19 protein-coding genes and 1 pseudogene are annotated in these 18,845 nt (G+C 62.2%); 9 read left to right on the forward strand and 11 right to left on the reverse strand.

Annotation, left to right across the window (positions count from 1 at the left end; translation table 11 throughout):
* Positions 1-104: 104 nt before the first annotated feature.
* The 8 genes from groEL (at position 105) to ACVW1B_RS09070 (ending at position 7,444) form a co-directional block, all read left to right on the forward strand.
* On the forward strand, positions 105-1,736 hold the full coding sequence (gene groEL / locus ACVW1B_RS09035) for a molecular chaperone GroEL (protein WP_253610040.1): 1,632 nt from the start codon (positions 105-107) through the stop codon (positions 1,734-1,736).
* 110 nt (positions 1,737-1,846) lie between these two features.
* Positions 1,847-2,527, forward strand: a complete 681-nt coding sequence (locus ACVW1B_RS09040; protein WP_225646130.1) for an MIP family channel protein — start codon at positions 1,847-1,849, stop codon at positions 2,525-2,527.
* Between the two features lie 139 nt (positions 2,528-2,666).
* Positions 2,667-3,161: a hypothetical protein gene (locus ACVW1B_RS09045; RefSeq protein WP_456780900.1), complete on the forward strand. Its 495-nt coding sequence runs from the start codon at positions 2,667-2,669 to the stop codon at positions 3,159-3,161.
* A gap of 121 nt (positions 3,162-3,282) precedes the next feature.
* Entirely contained in the window at positions 3,283-5,322 is a 2,040-nt protein-coding gene (locus ACVW1B_RS09050; RefSeq protein WP_225646132.1) for a sigma-54-dependent Fis family transcriptional regulator, read from the forward strand.
* Positions 5,323-5,336: 14 nt separating this feature from the next.
* Complete coding sequence (locus ACVW1B_RS09055) at positions 5,337-5,786, forward strand: hypothetical protein (RefSeq protein ID WP_253609236.1); 450 nt, start codon at positions 5,337-5,339, stop codon at positions 5,784-5,786.
* Positions 5,783-6,091, forward strand: coding sequence for a hypothetical protein (locus ACVW1B_RS09060; protein WP_225646134.1), 309 nt, complete (start codon positions 5,783-5,785; stop codon positions 6,089-6,091). Before ACVW1B_RS09055 ends, ACVW1B_RS09060 begins: the two co-directional genes overlap by 4 nt.
* A gap of 8 nt (positions 6,092-6,099) precedes the next feature.
* A complete protein-coding gene (locus ACVW1B_RS09065) occupies positions 6,100-7,209 on the forward strand; it encodes a WD40 repeat domain-containing protein (protein WP_253609235.1) in 1,110 nt (369 codons plus the stop codon).
* A 49-nt stretch (positions 7,210-7,258) separates the two neighbouring features.
* Positions 7,259-7,444: a hypothetical protein gene (locus tag ACVW1B_RS09070; RefSeq protein WP_028345431.1), complete on the forward strand. Its 186-nt coding sequence runs from the start codon at positions 7,259-7,261 to the stop codon at positions 7,442-7,444.
* A 512-nt stretch (positions 7,445-7,956) separates the two neighbouring features.
* On the opposite strand, the gene ACVW1B_RS09075 is transcribed toward ACVW1B_RS09070, so the two are convergent.
* The 9 genes and pseudogenes from ACVW1B_RS09075 to ACVW1B_RS09115 all read right to left on the reverse strand — a co-directional run bounded on the left by ACVW1B_RS09075 (position 7,957) and on the right by ACVW1B_RS09115 (position 16,398).
* On the reverse strand, positions 7,957-9,027 hold the full coding sequence (locus ACVW1B_RS09075) for a threonine aldolase family protein (RefSeq protein ID WP_456780898.1): 1,071 nt from the start codon (positions 9,025-9,027) through the stop codon (positions 7,957-7,959).
* A 17-nt stretch (positions 9,028-9,044) separates the two neighbouring features.
* Positions 9,045-9,584, reverse strand: coding sequence for an ABC transporter permease (locus ACVW1B_RS09080; RefSeq protein WP_375167305.1), 540 nt, complete (start codon positions 9,582-9,584; stop codon positions 9,045-9,047).
* A gap of 330 nt (positions 9,585-9,914) precedes the next feature.
* Positions 9,915-10,682: pseudogene (locus tag ACVW1B_RS09085) on the reverse strand (ABC transporter permease); the annotation flags it as partial.
* The gene (locus ACVW1B_RS09090; RefSeq protein ID WP_225648224.1) at positions 10,679-11,740 is read right to left on the reverse strand and encodes an ABC transporter ATP-binding protein; all 1,062 of its coding nucleotides are present in this window, start codon (positions 11,738-11,740) and stop codon (positions 10,679-10,681) included. The pseudogene ACVW1B_RS09085 and the gene ACVW1B_RS09090, both read right to left, overlap by 4 nt.
* Before the next feature lie 4 nt (positions 11,741-11,744).
* Positions 11,745-12,719 (reverse strand): extracellular solute-binding protein, encoded by a 975-nt coding sequence (locus ACVW1B_RS09095; protein ID WP_225648225.1) that lies wholly within the window; start codon positions 12,717-12,719, stop codon positions 11,745-11,747.
* A gap of 64 nt (positions 12,720-12,783) precedes the next feature.
* Positions 12,784-13,854 (reverse strand): pyridoxal-phosphate-dependent aminotransferase family protein, encoded by a 1,071-nt coding sequence (locus tag ACVW1B_RS09100; RefSeq protein WP_253609231.1) that lies wholly within the window; start codon positions 13,852-13,854, stop codon positions 12,784-12,786.
* A gap of 104 nt (positions 13,855-13,958) precedes the next feature.
* Positions 13,959-14,456, reverse strand: coding sequence for a LeuD/DmdB family oxidoreductase small subunit (locus tag ACVW1B_RS09105; RefSeq protein ID WP_253609230.1), 498 nt, complete (start codon positions 14,454-14,456; stop codon positions 13,959-13,961).
* Complete coding sequence (locus ACVW1B_RS09110) at positions 14,453-15,715, reverse strand: 3-isopropylmalate dehydratase large subunit (protein ID WP_253609229.1); 1,263 nt, start codon at positions 15,713-15,715, stop codon at positions 14,453-14,455. The genes ACVW1B_RS09105 and ACVW1B_RS09110 overlap by 4 nt, the downstream gene beginning before the upstream one ends.
* A 2-nt stretch (positions 15,716-15,717) precedes the next feature.
* Positions 15,718-16,398, reverse strand: coding sequence for an RraA family protein (locus ACVW1B_RS09115; protein WP_225648229.1), 681 nt, complete (start codon positions 16,396-16,398; stop codon positions 15,718-15,720).
* A gap of 91 nt (positions 16,399-16,489) precedes the next feature.
* On the opposite strand from ACVW1B_RS09115, the gene ACVW1B_RS09120 reads away from it, so the two are divergent.
* The gene (locus ACVW1B_RS09120) at positions 16,490-17,224 is read left to right on the forward strand and encodes an IclR family transcriptional regulator (RefSeq protein ID WP_225648230.1); all 735 of its coding nucleotides are present in this window, start codon (positions 16,490-16,492) and stop codon (positions 17,222-17,224) included.
* Between the two features lie 342 nt (positions 17,225-17,566).
* Here ACVW1B_RS09120 and ACVW1B_RS09125 read toward each other — a convergent pair whose 3' ends face one another.
* Together ACVW1B_RS09125 and ACVW1B_RS09130 are read right to left on the reverse strand one after the other, a co-directional pair.
* Positions 17,567-18,148 (reverse strand): hypothetical protein, encoded by a 582-nt coding sequence (locus tag ACVW1B_RS09125; protein ID WP_225648231.1) that lies wholly within the window; start codon positions 18,146-18,148, stop codon positions 17,567-17,569.
* Positions 18,136-18,714 carry a M48 family metalloprotease gene (locus ACVW1B_RS09130; protein WP_456821550.1) on the reverse strand — a complete coding sequence of 193 codons (579 nt, stop codon included), beginning with the start codon at positions 18,712-18,714 and terminating at the stop codon, positions 18,136-18,138. The genes ACVW1B_RS09125 and ACVW1B_RS09130 overlap by 13 nt, the downstream gene beginning before the upstream one ends.
* Positions 18,715-18,845 lie beyond the last annotated feature (131 nt).

Genomic DNA, 18,845 nt, shown 5'->3' on the forward strand with positions numbered 1-18,845 from the left:
CGTGGGAGTGCGTTTTGCGCGCTGCCCGGAAGCGCCAAGAACCGGAGCGGTCAGCAAGTCCGCCCAATCAGACAACAAGATCCGACCGCTTGGGAGCGAAGCCAATGCCGAAAGTATTACTACATCATACCGAAGCCCGCCGTGCTCTCGCGCGCGGGGTCCAGAAGCTTGCAGCGGCGGTCGAATCGACCCTCGGTCCCAAGGGCATGAACGCGATGGTCGACAGGCCGATCGGCACGCCCATCGTCTCGCGCGATGGCGTCACCATTGCCTCTGAAATCGAACTGCCTGATCGCTTCGAGAACATGGGTGCGCAGGTGGTGCGCGAGGTCTCGATGCAGACCAACGAGGTCGCCGGCGACGGCACGACCACCGCCATGGTGCTTGCAAATGGCCTCATCCAGGGAGGCGTTGCAGCACTGGAGCGGGGCGCCAAGGCCGTCGATCTCTGCAAAGGGATCGACCGGGCCGTCGAGGTCGTTGTCGATGCTTTGAAGAGCTCGGCAATCGTCGTATCGGACCGCAAGACGCTGGAGGCGGTGGCCACGATTGCGTCGACCGACGCCCATCTGGGCGGTCTGATTGCGGAGGCGGTCCAGCGCGTCGGCAAGGATGGCATCATCAGTTCCGACTACGGGTTGACGACCAGCACGACGCTCGAAGTCGTCGAGGGCATGTCGTTCGATCGCGGTTACATCTCCCACCACATGGTGACGGATGTCGAAAAGATGGAGGTGGTGCTCGATCAGCCGTACATCCTCCTGACCGACTTGAAGATCAAAACGCCGGCCGAGCTGGTGGCGGTGCGTGCGACCGTTGCCGCGACCGGGCGGCCGCTCGTCATCGTCGCCGAGGAGATTGCGCCGGAAGTGGTCGTCACGCTGCTCGGCGATGACAATCGCGGCAAGATCCTGGTGGTCAATCCGCCTGATTATGGTCATTGGCGCAAGGCAATGATGGACGATCTCGCCATCATCACCGGCGGACGGGTCATCGCGCGCGAGCTTGGCGGCAGACTGGAAGAAACCGGCCTGACCGATCTCGGGACCGCACGGCAGGTGCGGGCCAGCGCGCGGGAAACGGTGATCATTCGCGGTGGCGGCGACGATGCGGCGATTGCGGCGCGGCGTCAGCAGGTGGCCAAGCAGCACGATCTGGCACCGCCTAACATCGAACAGGACAAGCTCAAGGAGCGGCTGGCGAAGCTGTCGGGCGGGACCGCCGTGATCCTTGCAGGCGGCGTCACTCCCGTCGAGCAGAAGCGGACGATCCAGTTGATCGACGATGCGCTCAGCGCGGCCCGCGCCGCGGTCGAGGAGGGCATCGTGCCCGGTGGCGGCACGGCGTTGGCGCAGTGCGCGCCGGTGGTGACGCGCACACTCGGCAACATCAATGGCGATCTGGGTGAGGGCATCAAGCTGGTGCGCGAAACCCTGTCGCGTCCCGCCGCTTTCATTGCCCGGAACGCAGGCCATGATGCGGAGACGGTCATAGCCGATCTGCAGAGTTCCCGGGCAGGGGTCGGGTTCGATGCCGCCAACGGCGTATTCATCGACATGGTGTCGGCTGGCATCATCGACCCCGTCCGGGTGACCTATACGGCACTTCGAAACGCCGCTTCCGTCGCCACGCTCGTGCTGACCACCAACACCCTGATTGCCGATGTGCCGGAGTACATCGATCCGACACAAGGGCCGGCATTGGGCGGCGGAGCGGAGAAGCTTGGCCGCGCATGAGGCACGTGCACGCGGTCCGCGTTCCACCGCACCGTCTCAGGAGACGATGCGGGCCGCGACCAGGGGGACAGAGGCCTCGATATCGAATCCATCACCAGGGAGGGGGAGCTATGCAGAAGTATGTTGCGGAATTTATCGGTACGTTCGCGCTGGTGTTCTTTGGCTGTGCGACCGTGATCTTCATGCGAGCTGAGGTCGGCTTGCTGGGCGTCGCGTTCGCATTCGGCCTGACCGTGGTCGCAATGGCCTATTCGATCGGACATATCTCCGGTGCTCATCTCAATCCGGCCGTCAGCCTCGGGATGCTCGTCGCCGGGCGGATGTCGCCGCGGGATTTCTCCGGCTATATCGTTGCGCAATTCGTCGGAGGAATCGCGGCTGCAGCCGTGCTGTACCTCATCGCCGAAGGCAAGGTCGGAGGCTACGATGTCGCGGCGAACGGCTTTGGCCAGAATGGCTGGGGCCAGTACGGTGTTTTATCCGCGTTTGTGTTCGAAGCGTCGGCAACCTTCCTGTTTCTGACGGTGATCCTTGGTGCGACGCAAAACGGAGCGGCGTCTGCCTATGCCGGGTTGGTGATCGGTCTGACGTTGGTCGCGATCCATCTTGCCGGCATTGCCGTGTCGGGCTCATCGGTCAATCCGGCGCGCTCGCTGGGGCCTGCATTGTTTGCTGGCTCCGATGCGCTGTCACAGGTGTGGCTCTATTTTGTAGCGCCGTGCCTGGGGGCCGCACTGTCCGGTTACGTCTTCAAGGCGGGGGTGACGCGCCAGATGGTGGCGACGGCGTGACGTTCGCGATCGCATGACTGATTGCACCGTGACAACGATCCGGAACGGGTTACAATCTTGAAAGTCCCGGCATGAGCCGAAGGAGGCAGTGTAACAAGCCTCCAGGCTCATCCGATCAGCCGGGCGGGAGGAAAGGGACATGGTCTACATCATCTCCAAGCGCGACGGTCCGCACCGGGAAGAGGTGGCGGCCAAGGACTTCCTTCAGAAGAACCGCACCACGATCAACGCGCTCGCCAATCATCTGACACTCGGGCGTTGGCAGCAGCTGCGCAATCCGACGCCTCCTCCGCAACCGCAGCCATCGGGCAAACTCTGGTCCACGCCGCCGGCCCGTCCAAAGGAGGCCGAGCCCTATGTGCGGATCAGCCATAACGGTCGCGTCGTGATCGCCGATCTTGCATCGGGACGGCAGCTCGATTTTGTCGGCGAATTGCGCGGCAACGGCCAATCGCGATACTTCGCTCTGGCGACACGCGAGAACGGGATCTTCGAGCCGCTAGACGACGAATTGTACAGGGTCCTGGCCGACCTTGAGGGAGTGAGTGTGCCCGACGAGACGTCGGAAGCCCACCTTGAACAGGTCATCTCAGGTCGCCTCGGCCTGGACGCGATCTCCAGAAGCGTCGAATGATCTGCGTGAGCGGAGCCTGTAGGGAAAGTGATCCCGATGGGCTCCGGCTCAGTTTGTGTTTGCCGATCGGGTTGCTGTTTGCCAACGGACGTATGGTGCTCCAATGCTGACGGAAACGCTCATGGCCAAGCCGCCGTTTTCCCTGGAAGGCTACAAAGCTTCGGACGCGGAGCAGGGGCGGCCATACGATGAGGGCGAAACCAACAAGGCATGGGAAAATTTCCTGACCTTCGGAGACCTGAGGCGCGAAAACGCTCCGGTGCGCGGTCTCATCGAGGAGTCATGGCAACGCAGTGTCAAGTCCGGGGTCGATGCTCGTGGCAAGGGCAGTAATCTCCTCGCCTCGCCGGATGATCTCTATGAGCTGCGTTTGAAGAACGATGACCTGCTTGGTTCGAGCGCCGAGACTTTCCGCCGCATTGCCGAGGTGCTTGGTGACGCCGCAACGATGGTCGTCATCACCGACAGGAACGGCGTCGTGCTGGAGGTCGGGGGCGATCGGCGGACCATTGATGCAGGGCACGATATTCGCCTGGAAGCCGGCGCGGCCTGGGCCGAAGCGGTCACCGGCACCAATGGCATTGGCACAGCGCTGGTCACGGGAAAGCCGGTTCATGTCCATGCGGCCGAGCATTTCTCGGAGGGCATCAAGGCATGGACTTGTGTCGGTAGCCCCATTCGCAGTCCGATAGACCGCAGCATCATCGGCATCGTAGACTTTTCCGGACCTCAGGCAATCTTTCATCGGCACAATGTGGCCCTGGCGGTGGTCGCGGCCCATCACATCGAACTGGCGCTCTCGGAAAAGGTCCGCATCGAGAGAATACGGCTTCTCGAGGCGAGCATTTCCCGAATGCCGGGAATGAATAGTGCTGACGGGGTTGTCATTCTCGACCGGTTCGGCCGGGTCATTCACCACAACGACATGGCATCCGTCCGCTGGCACCGGATTGCGCAGTCGCATGACTTGAGTATCGGGCAGCAGCTTCTCCCAAGTGACGAGGGCTTTTTGGCGAGAGACCTCGCCAAAGGGCTGCCCGAGGAACTGCGCGAGCAGCGGATCGAGCCGTTGGTGGTCGACGGCGTGGTGAAGGGCGCGATGCTTGTGCTCGCGGCGAAGCCACGCGCCAGGCTTGCCCGATCCCAGATGTCGCCAGCAGCCCACACCGCACTTGTCTCGGCCAAGGAAGCGATTGTTGGATGCAGTGACGCGCTGGTGCAAACGATCGAGAAGATTGAGCGGGCGGCGCTTGGACGAACGGCAATCCTGCTCGAGGGTGAGACGGGCGTCGGCAAGGAACTCTTCGCCCGTCTGGTTCACGCCGCCAGCCAAAATACGGGCAAGGAGCCATTCATTGCCTTCAATTGCGGTGCGGTCTCCAAGGAGCTTCTCGGCGGCGAATTGTTCGGGCATGCGCCGGGCGCTTATACCGGCGCGACGCGCGAGGGCAGGCCCGGACGGTTTGAGTTTGCCAATGGCGGCGTGCTCAGCCTTGACGAGATCGGCGAGATGCCGATGGACTTGCAGCCTTACCTGCTCCGTGTGCTGGAGGAGCGCGCGGTGTACAGGCTTGGTGACAGCAAGGCGCGACCTGTGGACGTCCGGCTCGTAGCGTCGACCAATCGGAATCTGAAGCAGGAAGTGGCGGAGGGGCGTTTTCGCAAGGACCTGTACTTCCGGATCGGTGTCGTCAAGTTCACCATACCGCCACTTCGTGAGCGTTTGGGTGATGTCGATATCCTGATCGATCATTTCAACAGGCAGTTTGCGGAGACCTACAGCACCCAACCGCTACATTTCGAGGCAACGACGATGGAGTTGCTGCGGCGCTATAGCTGGCCGGGGAATGTTCGCGAACTGCGCAATCTGGTCGAGAACCTCGTGCTGATGACGATCACCGGCATCGTCGCTCCCCGGGATTTGCCGGAGGATTTCGTGGAAATGGCGTCGGCTCAGCCCTCCTCGGTGTCCGTGCAGGCGGGGCAGAGCTCGACGGGATCAGGAGGCGATGAGATTGCGCGTTTCGACGAAGTGGAACGCCGTACCATCGAGAGGGCGGTCGCGAATGCAGGTGGTAACATTGCCGCCGCTGCCGAGAAGCTCGGGCTTTCGCGCGCGACGCTGTATCGAAAATTGCACCAATACCGTTCCCGGACCTGAAGGCGGGATGAGGCATGGCGGCTGTCTGGAAAGAGCAGAGCGGCGGCGAGGGGGCGACCAACGCTGTGGCAATCGCATCGCAGATCCTTGCACGCGCAGACCGCGATGTCACTTTCGTGGTGCAACTGCTTGGCGAAAGCCAGAATCTGCTGGTTAGGCATTTCATCGTGTTCATCGAGGTCGAACTCGCAAAGCGCGATATCAGTTACGGTGCGCATCCGCTATTGCGTCCCTTCGTCGAAACGCATGCACGCGAGCTTTCGGAATTCGTCTTGAAGGGAATCGGCTTACGGCACCAGTTCGGCCTTCAGGTCATCGAGACGATGGCCGGCGATCCGGCGCGGTTGCTAAGGGTCGATCTGTGGGACTCGCTGCAATCTCACATCAATGACGCGCAGCAACACTTTGTATCTGGTGTCGGAGGCCTGCAGCGGATCCTGACTCAGATCGAGGCGGACTCATGAGTGACGATCCTCCGATCCTGATCGAAGTGCTGAAGGAACGATTGGCTGTCGTTCAGGAGATATCGGCCGCTCAATCGCGCAATCTTCTGAACTTCCAGCTTGGCGGTGGTGCGGAATTCGAGATTCAGGAGATTGAGCGTGAGATTGCCACGACAGGCGCCTCGCATGCGCTCGCCCAGGCGCTTGAGGAAGCACGGGCGCGCCTGAAAAGCGCAACCGCCGGCATGGCAGCATGCGACACTCAATGCGCCGTACTGGAACGACGCCTTGACGATCTTGACAGGCGGATTGCCGCCGGCAGGTGAGACGTTCGATGGACACGATGGAAGCAGAGACTGCAACGCTTTATGACTTGCTCGGGCGGCACTGGACGGTGCGGGCGCCCGTCACCAGTACGGCCTTCGCTGGAGACGCAGTCGCATTTGCGCTCACCGATGGCGCGCTGGCAATCGCTCCGTTGACCGATATCGAGCGGCCGCAGGATCGCTGTCGTATCGCGCTGGACGGAGGCCGCGCCACAATCTCGCCGCGGCGGAAACCGGTGCCCCCATTGACGAAGGTCGTCATTAGCGACGCACCGCTTCATCTCGCCTCGATCGGGTCGTCGGGCTTTGTCGCAAATGAGCGCAGCCGGCTGCTCGGCGTGTCGCCATCCGGCGTCACGCATCTGATCGCGGACCATGGGTCCGCAATCGATCTCGTCGCCCCGGTGCAGGCCGGGGGCATTCTGGCCGCTTCCGGTGGATCGGTCATATTTTACGATCCCAATGGCGAAGTCGGCTGGCTCCAGGAGCGCGCGGGCAGGAATGCATCGGCACTGGCTGTATCAAGTGATGGTCGGCGCTTTGCGATGGGAGTCGACGATTGCGTGCTTGTTCGTGCCTTCGGGGCACGACCAGAGCCGGTGGCCTCATTCGAGCTCGGCCCAATTTCCAATTTGGCGTGGAGTCCCGATGGAAGCTGGTTGGCCGCGTCTATCGTGGGGACTGGCGTCGTCTTGGTCCGCCTTGCCGATGCCCGGATCGTTCGGATTTCCAGTTATCCTGGGAACAATTCATCCCTGGCGTGGAGCACGGACTCCCGCGTTCTTGTCACGAGCGGAGCTTATCGAATAATCGCGTGGGACATTTCCAGCCTGAGCGACGACAGCGAACGGCCGGCCAGCCTTTCGACAGGCCATGCCCGACCCGTACTCGTGGATGCAATAGATATACACCCCGAGGGTCAGCTGATTGCAGCAGGGTACCGGGACGGCATGGTGGTTGTCGCCAAGATGGGGGAATCGGACGAACTGGTCGTCAAGCCACCTGGCGGGGGCGCGGTCCACGCACTTCGGTGGTCGGCCGATGGCCAGCATCTTGCATTCGGCTCGGATAACGGGGAGGCGGCGATCATTACGTTTCCTTCCCACATTTTCAAATAGCGGGTCCGCGCCAGAGCGAAAGTCTTCCGCTGTCATTAGGAGGGCTACCATGACGTCTACTCGATCGCTAAATGAAGCCGACAGCAAAGATCAGTACTTCAAGGAGCTGGCCGAGCTTTCCGAGCGGATGATCGCCGCGCATGGCAAGGAGTTCTCTATGGGCGCTCTCGTGCTGGCGGCAAGGTTCATCGCAGAAAACAAACCTTTCGAGCGAAGTGCGGCAACGACGAGCTGAGCGAAGCCAACGATTGATAGCCGTTGTTGCGGATATTGCGCTAAGCCGGACAAGAACGAACTGTGTGTGTCGATCAGCGAAGCCGTGATGGTAAGCGGTGCCCGCCCGTTGATTTTCTGCAATTTGGGGCGACCTGCCGCAATTTGGCTGGAGCTTGCGCAAACCAGCCCATGATGGATGGAGCGAGAGTTCAAGTCTTGAAAAAAGATAGCAGGCCGCGTGTGCACCGGGAGATCAAGAAAAATCTATCGTCGTCAAGTCTTGAGGGCCTCCTTGAATTGACGTGTGACGGCTGCAAAGCGGTGATGGGTAGAGGGAGGTCGAGCCGCTGGCTCGCGCATTGTGGCGAAGACGCTAGTGTTCCTCACGGCATTCGGCCGTTCGGGAGAAGCTGAACCAACTACAGTCGACGATAGAGTTAATGTGGGGTTTGGGTCGCTCCCTGTTCGCATGGGCTGCACTTTGTCCGCCACACTGCTCTTCTATGTTCATCAACAGGGGGCGCGCAGGCGTCACAAGTCAGCTGATGTTGGTCCCGTGACCGCGTGACGGACGAGGGCAATGACCTCATCGGCCTCCTGCTCGGTGCTGTCAAAGCGGGCGACGAACCGGATCACCTCGTCGCCTCGTCGCGCGAATTGCAGCCCGTTCGCCGTGAGCCGGTCGATGGCTAGTGCGGGCAGCTTGGCGAAAATCAAATTGGCTTCCACCGGAGCGACGAGCCGAACGTCAGGCAGTGCGGCGAGTCCTGCTCCAAGGTAGGCAGCCACGGAATTGGCCTTTGCCGCGAGTCGTAGAAAAAGGCGATCCTCGACATAAGCGAGCAGCTGTGCGGACGCATAACGCATCTTCGACGCGGTCTGTCCGGCGCGGCGAAGCCGATAGGACAGGGGTTCAACAAGGTCGTGGTCGAAGACCACGATCGCATCCGCTGACATCGCCCCGTTCTTGGTTGCTCCAAACGACAGGATGTCGACGCCCGCTCGCCAGGTCATATCGGCCGGGCTGCAGCCGAGCCGCGCCAAGCCGTTGGCGAACCGGGCGCCGTCCATGTGCAGCGATAGATTCTTGTCACGGGCGATTTCGCCGATCGCGGCGATCTCGGCGAGAGGGTAGACCGTCCCATATTCGCTGGCCTGAGTGATCGACACCGCATCGGGCTGGGCGCGATTGCGGACTCCCCAAGCCGCCCCGGTAACCACCTCGCGCAGGATTGGTGGCTCGATCCGAAAATGCCGGCCGGGCAACGTGAGAAGCTTTGCGCCACCTGTAAAGGCTTCGGTCGCGCCGCCTTCCGCCGTGTCGATATGTGCTTCCTTGTGACAATAGATCGCGCCGTAGGGCCGCACGCAGGCTGCGAGCGCCAAAGCATTGGCTGCCGTGCCGGTCGAGACTGGGAACACCGCGACCTCGGTCTCGAACAGCGTCGAGAAGCGCTGATTCAGCAATTTCGAATAATCGTCGTCGCCATAAGCGGCGGCTGAGCCACGATTAGCCTCCTCGATCGCTCGCAGTATCTCAGGGCTGACCGGCGCGACGTTGTCGCTGCGAAAATTCGGGAGCGCTTTGGTTGCTTCGTTCATGCCGTCCTCGGCCGCCGTCAGATCACGGTCGTTTCGTGTTTGCTTATGCGCCAGTTGATCAGGAGCAACGGGATTGCGGTGACCAGGATGAGCACCGCGGCTGCGGCGGCTGCGAGTCCCGCGCCAGTGCCCTCGATGGCATGGTACATCACGACGGTTGTGGTGACCCAGCCGCTCGCATAGAGCACGATAGTTGCGCTCAACTCGGAGGCTGCGGTGATCCAGACCAGCACCAGCCCGCCGACAAGGCCCCTCGCCATCAGCGGCACCGTCAGAGTCGCGAAGGTTTTGCTCGGCGAGACCCCGAGATTGATTGAGGCTTCCTCGAGCGAGGGATCGAGTTGATGCACGATCGCTGAGGACGACCGGATCGCGAAGGGCAATTTGCGGACGACGTAGGCGATGACCAGGATCAGCCAGCCGCCGGTCAAGATCAAAGGGCCGCTGTTGAACGCGATGATAAGTCCGATCGCCAGGATCGTACCGGAAACCGCAAACGGCACCATGCCGACGAAATCGAGCAATCCTGACAAGCGCGAGCGGTGCCGGGCCACCACGTAGCCGATCGGAGCGCCGATCAGCATAGTGGCGATGGCCGCAATGCTGGCGAGTATCAGCGTGTTGAGCAGCGGCCGATAGGAGCCCGACAACAAGGTCGCGTAATTGCCCAATCCGAACTCCCAGGTCAGCACGGGGCCACGGAAGCGCAGGACGGAGATCATCAACACGGCTGCAAAAGGCAGCAGCGAGGCAATCACAATGCCCCAACTCACGACCGTAGCCACCTGCCGCGGTCCCGGTGTCAGCGGCAGCTTCGCGGCCGCACTGCGGGCATTGGTTGAGAAGCGGCGCTTGCCGAGATAGTGCCGTTGAACGACAAGCGCGAGCGCCGTGCAGGCGATCAGGAGCACGCTGAGCGCACCCGCAGCAGCCGGATTGGCGTCAGATTCGCCGGCGAACAGCTTGAAGATGTCGACGGCCAGGAACGGGCGGTCCTCAGCCAGCACCGCTGGCACGCCGAAATTCTCCAGCGCCTCAATGAACACCAAAATTCCGCCGGCAAGTATCGCCGGCATCACGATCGGCAGCAGCACGGTGCGGATCACATAGGACCGTGAACCGCCGAGATTGCGGGCTGCCTCCTCCATCGAAGCATCGACGGCCTGGAAGCCGGCCATCACGGGCATGACGACGTAGGGATAGAGAGTCAACGTGAACACGATGACGATGCCGGGTAGGCCATAGATCGAGCCGATCGGGATGCCGAGTCCGCGCAAGGCGCTAGTGATGACGCCGGCATGACCGAACAGCAGCACGAGCGCATAGGCGCTGACGAAGGAGGGCAGGACCAGCGGCAGGGAGGCAAGCGTTAGCAGCAGTGCGCGGCCCGGTATGTCGATCCGGGCAAGACAGAAGGCGAGCGGGATGCCGATCGCGCATGTGAAGGCCGTCGCGAGCGCGGCGCAGAGCAGACTATTGCCGATGCCGCCAAGGTAGTATCGGCTCTTCACAATCGCCGCAAAATTCCCAAGCGTCAGCCCGCCTGTGCCGTCGATCCGTATGCTCGCATCCAGAACGAGAGCCAGCGGGTAGAGCAGAAAGACCGCGAGCAGCACCAGCGCCGCCAGCGCCACGATGGTGGCAAAGCGTTTCATGGCGCCGGATACGCCGTGATCTGGGCAGGATCGTAGGCAAGGGTGAGCGGCGCGCCGGGCAAGACATCAAGTACCTGGCCGCCGAGCGCTGTGATCCGTAGCTGGGTGCCGTCCGGCAAGGTTGCGTGGAGACGCTGCATCGGGCCCAGAAATTCGCGTAGCGCCAGACGTGCCTGGACGAGCGGACCCTCGGAACTGCTTCCCAGCCGCAGGGCCTCCGGCCTGACCGACAGCAACACCGGTGCGCCCGGTGACGCAACCTCGCCTCTGACCGAGAACTCCGTTCCGGCCGCCGCGACAGGGGTGTTGCGGCCATCGAAAGCGCCGGCGATGCCCGGCACCACATTGGTCGAACCGAGGAACTCGGCGACGAACGCAGTCTGCGGCATCCGATAGATGCGTTCGGGCGTGTCCACTTGCTCGATCTTGCCGCGACGCAAGACGGCGATGCGGTCGGAGATGGCGAGCGCCTCCTCCTGATCGTGCGTCACGTAGATCGCAGTGAGGCCGAGCGCCTGCTGGAGCTGTCGGACCTCGATTCGCATTTCGGTGCGCAGTTGCGCGTCGAGATTGGAGAGAGGCTCGTCGAACAGGAGCACGGCGGGTTCGATCACGAGCGCGCGGGCGATCGCCACGCGTTGAAGCTGGCCACCGGAGAGCTGGTGTGGCGAGCGCGGACCGTAACCTGCTAGGCGCACCCGCTCGAGCGCTTTGTCGACACGCGATGCGATCTCGGCAGCCGGGACCTTCCTGGCCTTCAGCCCGTAGGCCACGTTTTCGGCGACGGTGTGGTTCGGGAAGATCGCGTAGTTCTGAAACACCATGCCGGTGTTGCGGCGATGCGCGGGCACGGCATCGATGCGCCGGTCGTCGAAGGAAATGGATCCGGATTCGACATCCACGAAGCCGGCGATCATGCGCAGCAGCGTCGTCTTCCCGCAGCCCGAAGGCCCGAGCAGCGTGAACAGCTCGCCGTGCCTGATGTCGAGCGAAATGTCGTCCACGGCCCGCACCGCGCCGAAGGTGCGGGTCAGACTTTCAATCCGAATCCTGGTCATGGGATCAGCGCGTGTTCTGGATCGTGGTCTTCAGACGCGCGAGGGTGTCGCGCCGGGCCGCTTCCCATTTGGCGTCGTCATAAGGCAGCACCTTGATCGCCCGGAAGGGCAGCATCCCGGGTGCGACTGCCTCGAGCTCGATATCTTGACGGGCAGGGCGCCGGAAAGTCGCTTTCAGCAACATCTCCTGAACTTCTTTGCTGGCCAGGTAGTCGACCAGCCGCTTGGCGGGCCCGGGGTTCGGTCCGCCTTTCAGGATGGCCGCGCCCTCGACGCCCGCATATGTGCCCTCGGCCGGATAGGTGACGCTCACTGGCGCGCCATTATGGGCCCACAAGAAGCCGGCATATTCGAGGGTGATGCCAAGTGGATATTCGCCGCTACCGATCCCGTCGAACACCTGGGTCGAGCGGTTGAGCACCTTCGCATTGGCAAGCAACCCGTCCATCCTCGTCCAGGCCGCGTCATCCGCACCCCACAGCGACAGAAGTGTGGTCGCGGCCGCATATGAGAATCCCGAATTGGCCGGGTCGGTGAAAGCGAGCTTGCCCTTCCATTTCGGATCGAGGAGGTCGGCCCAGGATTTGGGCCCGCTGGTCTTGTCGATCGCCTTGGTATTCTGCCCGATCACAACGACCTGGATGTTGGTGCCCAGCCAAAGGTCGTTTGGATCGCGGAATTGGGCCGGCACGACTTCGCGGCCCGTGGCCGGGTAAGCCTGAAGATGTGGACTCGCCAGCCGCAGCAGCGTCGCATTGACACCCCAGATTACGTCACCCTGCGGATTGGCGGACTCAGAGGCGACACGGCGTACAAGGACACCCGATCCGGTCGAAACCACGTCGACTTTGATCCCCGTCGCCTTGGCGAAGCCTTCGGCGACAAGCTTGTTCACGGTGTCGTCGTTGGCCGAATAGAGCACGACGCTCTGCTGGGCCGCGGCCAGCCCGGCCGCGAACAGCGATACCGCGAGGGCCACGACTCTGGCGAGGACGGAGGCAGGACATCTCATCATAGTTCGCCTTTATCGGTTCAATCGTCGCTCATGTGGTGGCAGCGAGGTACACGGTGGCCGCCTTGAGCCCGGCGCCCGGCTCAATCGGCAAGCCGAGCTTCGTGAGTGAGTCTTCAAGATGCAGAAGGTCGGTCAGAATGGTCCCCGTGCTCAAAGCACCCATCGTGCCAAACCGGATGACACGGCCAGAGAGACGGTTGCGGGCGCCTGCGATCACCGTGCGGTGATCCTGGTAGAGCTGCCGGACGATGGCTCCGCCTTCGAGCCCGTCTGGGACCTTGAAGACCACGACCGTGCTCGAGCGCGGCCCATCGCGGCAAAAATCTGCTAGTCCGAGCGCCGCGCCGCCGGCGCGCAGCGCGGCTGAGAGCTTCTTGTGGCGCTCGAGCACATTGGCGAAGCCTTCCTCATGCATCATCGTCAAGGCCTCTCGCAGACCGTAGATGAGGCTCACCGGCGCCGTGAATGCGGTCTCGTTCTGCTCTGCGGATTTCAGCGCGCGACGGAAATCCCAATAGAAGGTCGATCGCTGCTTGTCCTGCCCGATCACGCGCCACGCCTTGGCGCTCACGCTGGCAAGTGCGAGGCCGGGCGGGCACATCAAGGCTTTTTGCGAGGCTGAGACCACGATATCGACGCCCCATTCGTCCTGCCGCATCTCGATGCCGCCAAGACCGCTGACAGAATCTGCGATCAGCAGCGTTGGCCGGTTGCGCACGAGCGCGCCGAGCGCTGCGAGATCGGCCACGATCCCGGTTGAGCTCTCATTGTGCACGGCGACGACGGCGCAATAGGTGTGCTCGCGCAACCGGGTCTCCACCGCGGCGATATCGATCGCCTGGCCCCATTCGATCGCGACCGTGTCGACCGTGATGTTCATGGCCTTCGCGATGGCGGTGAAACGCTCGCCGAACTGACCATGCTCGATCACAAGGATCCGGCTGCCGGGTCCGGCTACGTTGACGAGCGCGGCCTCCATAACGCCTGTTCCGGAACTCGCAAAGAACAGGACATGGTTTGTTGTCCCCAGGATCGGACGGATCATCTTCTCCGCCTCGCCGATCGCGGTCCGGCATTCGTGACCGCGATGGTTGACCATTATCCGGGCCAATGCATGCCGCACCCGCTCGGGCACCTCAGTTGGACCGGGAAGCCGAAGACGGTAACCTGTCGAGGCGATGGCGGAGGAAGTCTCTGTGGCCGTCATAGCTTGAAGTCACCGTTCTGACGCATGTAGGGAACCAGGCCGCCCGCGCGCAGGATCGCCAGCATGATCGGTGGCAGAGGATCCGGGCTGAGCATCTCGCTACTACGTTCGTTGCGGATCGCGCCGCTGCCGTCGTAGATCAGGATGTCGCCCTCACTAATCCCGCCGGTATCGCAGACGAGCGGCAGCAGGCCGTTGTTGATGGCGTTGCGGTAGTAGGTCCGCGAGAATCCTCGAGCCAGCACTGCCGGAATGCCGGCGCCGAGCACTGTCGTGACGGCGACCTCCATGGCCGAACCGCAACCGAAATTCTTGCCCGCCACCAGGATGTCTCCGGGCTGTACAGAAGCTGCGAAGGCAGGATCGACATGTTCGAACAGGAATTGCTTCAGAATGGCGGGATCGAGGCTCTCCCGCTTGCGGCTCGAGCTGATGATCGAGTCGGTGTTGACGTCGTCGCCAACCAGTCGCGCGCGTCCCCGCAGAGCTGTCATCGCGACTCCTCGCGGGGATCAGTCACCACGCCGCGTGTTGCCGTGGCTGCGCAGGCAGCCGGGGAGGCGAGGTAAATCGATGCCTTGGCGTTCCCCATGCGGCCCTTGAAGTTGCGGTTGGCCGTCGAGATCACCGAAACCCCGTCTGCCGGGATCACTCCGCAGGTTCCGCAGCAGGAGCCGCAACCCGGCTCGACCACCGTCGCGCCGAAGCCGACCAGGGCGTCGAGCGTGCCGTCGGCCGCCATAGCGTCGCGGACCTCGCGCGATGCCGGCGTGACCACGAGCTGCACGCCGGGCGCAACGCCTCCACCCGCCTCGAGCACGGCGCGGGCCTGATGGAAATCGCGTAGCCTGCCGCCCGTGCAGGTGCCGAGATAGACCATCTGCACCGGCGTACCGGCCACATCCTCGAGTGGCACGACCTGATCCACCAGATGCGGCAACGCGATCTGCGGCGGGAGTGCGTCGAGCGCGATCTCCACGGTCCGGGTGTAGCGGGCATCCGGATCCGGTGCGATCGGTTCGAAGGCTTGGCCGGTGCGACCTTCCAGATACGCGACGGTCTCTTCATCGGCCGGGAAGATGCCGGTCTTCGCCCCCATCTCGACCGCAAGATTGCTCAGGACGAGGCGGTCCTCCAGCGTGAGCGTGGCGAGGCCGGGCCCCGCGAATTCGAGCGCCTGATAGGCCGCACCGTCGGCGCCGAGTCGGCCCGCGAGCGCCAGCGCGACATCCTTCGCATAGACGCCGCTCGGCAGTTCTCCGGTCAGAACGACGCGGATCGAGTCAGGGACGCGCAACCACATCCGGCCGCACAGCATGATTGCGGCAAGGTCGGACGAGCCGATCCCGGTCGCAAAACAATTCAGCGCCCCGTATGTCACGGCGTGGCTGTCGGCTCCAACGACCAAGCTGCCCGGCAGCGCGCGGCCGGTCTCGACGATGAGCTGGTGGCCGATTCCTTCGCCGGCCTCGTGCAGTGTGACGCCGAAGCGTTTGGCGAAGTCTCGCATCACGCGATGCAGTTCGATCGTTTGCGGGCTCGCGGGCGGCACGTAATGGTCGAGCGCAAAGACCAATCGCGCGGAATCGTGCACGTTCTTCCCGCCCATCGCCTTGAAATAATCGAGCGCCATCGGGACTGAACCGTCGGTACCGAGCGCGCAATCGACCTCGCAGACCACGAGGTCCCCGGCCTGCGCATCCTGCCCGGATTTTCGAGCAAGTATCTTCTCGGAGATCGTACGCCCGGCCATCGTTAGACCTCTGGCATCTCGCAGCCGAGACGGCGGAGCGAGGCGTCGACCCAGCTACGATCGAGCGTACCGGCTTCGATCGCCGCCATTTGCTTGGTCTCGGCAGCCCCCTTGGCTTCGGCGGCCTCGATCACCGCTCGGCAATCGTCGACGGCAACTGCGAGGACGCCGTCGTCGTCGCCCAACACCAAATCGCCGGGCAGTATGACCATGCCACCGATCGCGATCGGCCCGTTGATCTCGCCCGGACCGTCCTTGTATGGACCGCGATGGGTGACACCCGCTGCGAATACGGGCAGCGGGTTCGCCCGGATCGCAGCGGCATCGCGGATCGCGCCATGGATGACGACGCCGGCGACGCCGCGCCTGGCCGCCTGCGCGAGCATCATCTCTCCGAAGATTGCGTTGCTAAGGTCGCCAGCCGCATCGACCACGATGACGTCGCCGGCAACTGCCATGTCGAGCGCCTTGTGAACCATCAGATTGTCGCCGGGGCGGGTCTTCACGGTCAGAGCGGGACCAGCCATGCCACCGGCCGCATGCATGGGCCGGAGCGTCGCGCCGCCCGAGGCCATGCGTGACATCACATCACTAATATTGGCGACCGGAAGGGCGCGAGCCCGCTTGATCCATTCGTCCGCGACAGCGCGCTTGCGGGAGTGGATCCTGAACCCTACGGCCATACCGAACCCCATTGAAAATGGAACGCCGTTACGCATAGTGTAATGGTGATACGCCGAGGTCAACCCGGAATCGGCGGAACAGGGGATTTCGATGCCGAAAACGCAGGGGGTCGCCGCCGTGCAGCGCGCACTGGCGATCTTGGATACGTTCGCTGGAGCCGGCTCGCGCAGCCTGGCCGACATCGCCAAGATCACGGGTTTGGCAAAACCAACGGTGATGCGTTCGCTGGTATCATTGGACGAAGCCGGCTACGTCGTCCGCCTCAGCGACGGCCGCTACGCACTCGGTGCGAAGACTTTCCAGCTCGGTACCACCTATCGGGCCAATTTCAATCTCGAACAGCATGTGCTGCCGGTGCTTCAGCGGCTAAGCCAGCAGACGTTGGAGAGCAGCGCGTTTCACGTGCGCGAACGTGACAGCCGGCTCTGCCTATTTCGGGTGGATTCGCCGCAACTAGTACGCGACGTCGCACGGCTCACAAATCTCGCGCCGCTTGATTTGACCTCGACAGGACAAGTGCTGAGGATGGCCCGTTGGGCGGACCGGGTAGATGACGGCGTGCACATCTTTGTCAGCTCCGGAATTTACGACGCCGTGACGGCCTCTCTCTCCACCGCTGTCTTCGGCCACGACAGAGCACTGGTGGGGGCCATGACGGTCAGCGGCCCCGTCGAACGCATACGTCGCGCCGATCTCGGGGCGTTGGCGGCCCGGCTCACCGACGCCTCGCATCAGCTGTCGCTTGTGCTCGGCGCGCCACTGCCCCGGGAGGTCGGCGCGCCGCGCATCATCAGCTTACCATCGGCGGAAACCGGCTCTCCCTGAACCTCCTCCAATTTGAGCTGTTTGGCGGAAGCTTGCCCGAGCTGGGTGGTGATGGATTGGAGCGAGAGCTCAAGGGTTTCAATTGGTTAGAGAGCTGCGTGTGCACACGGTGGTGCACCGAGAGATGCAGAAAAATCCATCAAGAGCACGTTCTTGCCGGTCTGAAGCCGCTCAGTGCGAATCGCGCGTACCCGTGCCAACGTGGGCTCATCGAGGCCCGTTTCGACAGCAAATGGCTTGGTCACCTCGTGAGTCTGAAGGCGCGCAAAGAGCGCCTGAAGGGCAGGCTCGGCACTCAATTCGCATCCTTTTCCCTGACAGAGGGAAATTCCCCACCGCTCTTTATGGGTCTCCTGGTTGATCATCTTTTTTCGGCCTTCCGCCCCCAGCAGCGGCCGGGATCGGTGGCGTGACCAAAATAACTTTGTAGTACTTCGCGCCGTCAGGGTCCGTCTCCTCAGCTTGCAGCACAAACTGATCCGCTGCTCCCTTTACTGACGTTCCGTCTATGGCATCGAACTCAATTCGGTCGTAACGGCCGCCGGTGCTAGAAGCTCCGGTCAAGCCTGTGTAGATCGCATCGCAGACAGCTACATGATTTGCAGCCGTTAAGGCGTCAAGCCCACTAATATTCGCCTTGTCGATGAACCAAGTCCATCTTGATATCGCGTTCGGCGCGGCCTTATCCTTGTTCTTGACTGGAAGAAAGCATTTGTTGTCGGGCCTGCGGGCGTGCCCGTGCTTTATATTGTTGGTGAGCCACAACAGGTCCTTATCTGTCTTGAAATACTCTTGGATCAACTGATTCTTGGGATCAACCATCGGATGTTGTGTACGAATGTCGTTAAGTCGGCTGCCACAAAATTCGTGATTGAAATGCTGGATGAGCATGCGTGTTCCGACAGTTCTGATCAGCGCTCCCATTTGCTCTCTCCAATGCCAGCAGACGAACTCTGCTGAATGCTAGAATAGAATTGAAGAACTCGTTCGTTCACCTCTTTATCGTCGCTATTTGCTCCGCATTGACATTGACGTTGCACCACGGCGATCTCGCAGGCACCTCGCAAGGTTAATCTTTTTGCTCTGCTACCAAACAGGCTAGGCATGCCTGAAACTGCAGCCCAATGGTCCGCTTGCGCTTCGCTAGTCATCCAGGTCATGGCCGGGTCGTAGGGCGCTCCCCCAAGATGGTGTCCCGTCTCATGTGCCAAGGCGAGCGCCAATCCGGCGCGCGTAATAGCAGGCTGCCGCACGAAACCGCCATAGAGATAGACGTTGCGCTGCTCTCCCAGTCGCCAAGCCTGCGCGTTTATTAGTGGCGAGTCCCAGATCAAGGTGTATGTGATCTGCGGAAATTTCCTTGCAAAACGGACGACGAGTTCTTCGGTCAAACGCTTGCGCCGCGCGTCTGCTTTGCGCGCGGCCTGTTGGACTTCAATGGGCCAATCCAAAAAGCACATACTGAAAAACTTCCGGCACAATAAAAACATTCTCCTCAAAGCTAGCGACAGAAGCAATCGCTAAGTTGAGGGAGCAGATGATGCGCCCCAACGTTGAGGTAGGATGGGCAAGAGGCAATCATGGCAGTAGTTATTGCGTCTAGCCCGTTGGGTTTGATCGG

Source organism: Bradyrhizobium sp. USDA 4502, from assembly GCF_054063355.1.

What these genes read in the sequence shown, in the direction of transcription:
- groEL (WP_253610040.1), top strand. Translation starts at nt 105, where the DNA reads ATGCCGAAAGTATTACTACATCATACCGAAGCCCGCCGTGCTCTCGCG.
- ACVW1B_RS09040 (WP_225646130.1), top strand. Translation starts at nt 1,847, where the DNA reads ATGCAGAAGTATGTTGCGGAATTTATCGGTACGTTCGCGCTGGTGTTC.
- ACVW1B_RS09045 (WP_456780900.1), top strand. Translation starts at nt 2,667, where the DNA reads ATGGTCTACATCATCTCCAAGCGCGACGGTCCGCACCGGGAAGAGGTG.
- ACVW1B_RS09050 (WP_225646132.1), top strand. Translation starts at nt 3,283, where the DNA reads ATGGCCAAGCCGCCGTTTTCCCTGGAAGGCTACAAAGCTTCGGACGCG.
- ACVW1B_RS09055 (WP_253609236.1), top strand. Translation starts at nt 5,337, where the DNA reads ATGGCGGCTGTCTGGAAAGAGCAGAGCGGCGGCGAGGGGGCGACCAAC.
- ACVW1B_RS09060 (WP_225646134.1), top strand. Translation starts at nt 5,783, where the DNA reads ATGAGTGACGATCCTCCGATCCTGATCGAAGTGCTGAAGGAACGATTG.
- ACVW1B_RS09065 (WP_253609235.1), top strand. Translation starts at nt 6,100, where the DNA reads ATGGACACGATGGAAGCAGAGACTGCAACGCTTTATGACTTGCTCGGG.
- ACVW1B_RS09070 (WP_028345431.1), top strand. Translation starts at nt 7,259, where the DNA reads ATGACGTCTACTCGATCGCTAAATGAAGCCGACAGCAAAGATCAGTAC.
- ACVW1B_RS09075 (WP_456780898.1), bottom strand. Translation starts at nt 9,027, where the DNA reads ATGAACGAAGCAACCAAAGCGCTCCCGAATTTTCGCAGCGACAACGTC.
- ACVW1B_RS09090 (WP_225648224.1), bottom strand. Translation starts at nt 11,740, where the DNA reads ATGACCAGGATTCGGATTGAAAGTCTGACCCGCACCTTCGGCGCGGTG.
- ACVW1B_RS09100 (WP_253609231.1), bottom strand. Translation starts at nt 13,854, where the DNA reads ATGGTCAACCATCGCGGTCACGAATGCCGGACCGCGATCGGCGAGGCG.
- ACVW1B_RS09105 (WP_253609230.1), bottom strand. Translation starts at nt 14,456, where the DNA reads ATGACAGCTCTGCGGGGACGCGCGCGACTGGTTGGCGACGACGTCAAC.
- ACVW1B_RS09110 (WP_253609229.1), bottom strand. Translation starts at nt 15,715, where the DNA reads ATGGCCGGGCGTACGATCTCCGAGAAGATACTTGCTCGAAAATCCGGG.
- ACVW1B_RS09115 (WP_225648229.1), bottom strand. Translation starts at nt 16,398, where the DNA reads ATGGCCGTAGGGTTCAGGATCCACTCCCGCAAGCGCGCTGTCGCGGAC.
- ACVW1B_RS09120 (WP_225648230.1), top strand. Translation starts at nt 16,490, where the DNA reads ATGCCGAAAACGCAGGGGGTCGCCGCCGTGCAGCGCGCACTGGCGATC.
- ACVW1B_RS09125 (WP_225648231.1), bottom strand. Translation starts at nt 18,148, where the DNA reads ATGGGAGCGCTGATCAGAACTGTCGGAACACGCATGCTCATCCAGCAT.
- ACVW1B_RS09130 (WP_456821550.1), bottom strand. Translation starts at nt 18,714, where the DNA reads ATGTTTTTATTGTGCCGGAAGTTTTTCAGTATGTGCTTTTTGGATTGG.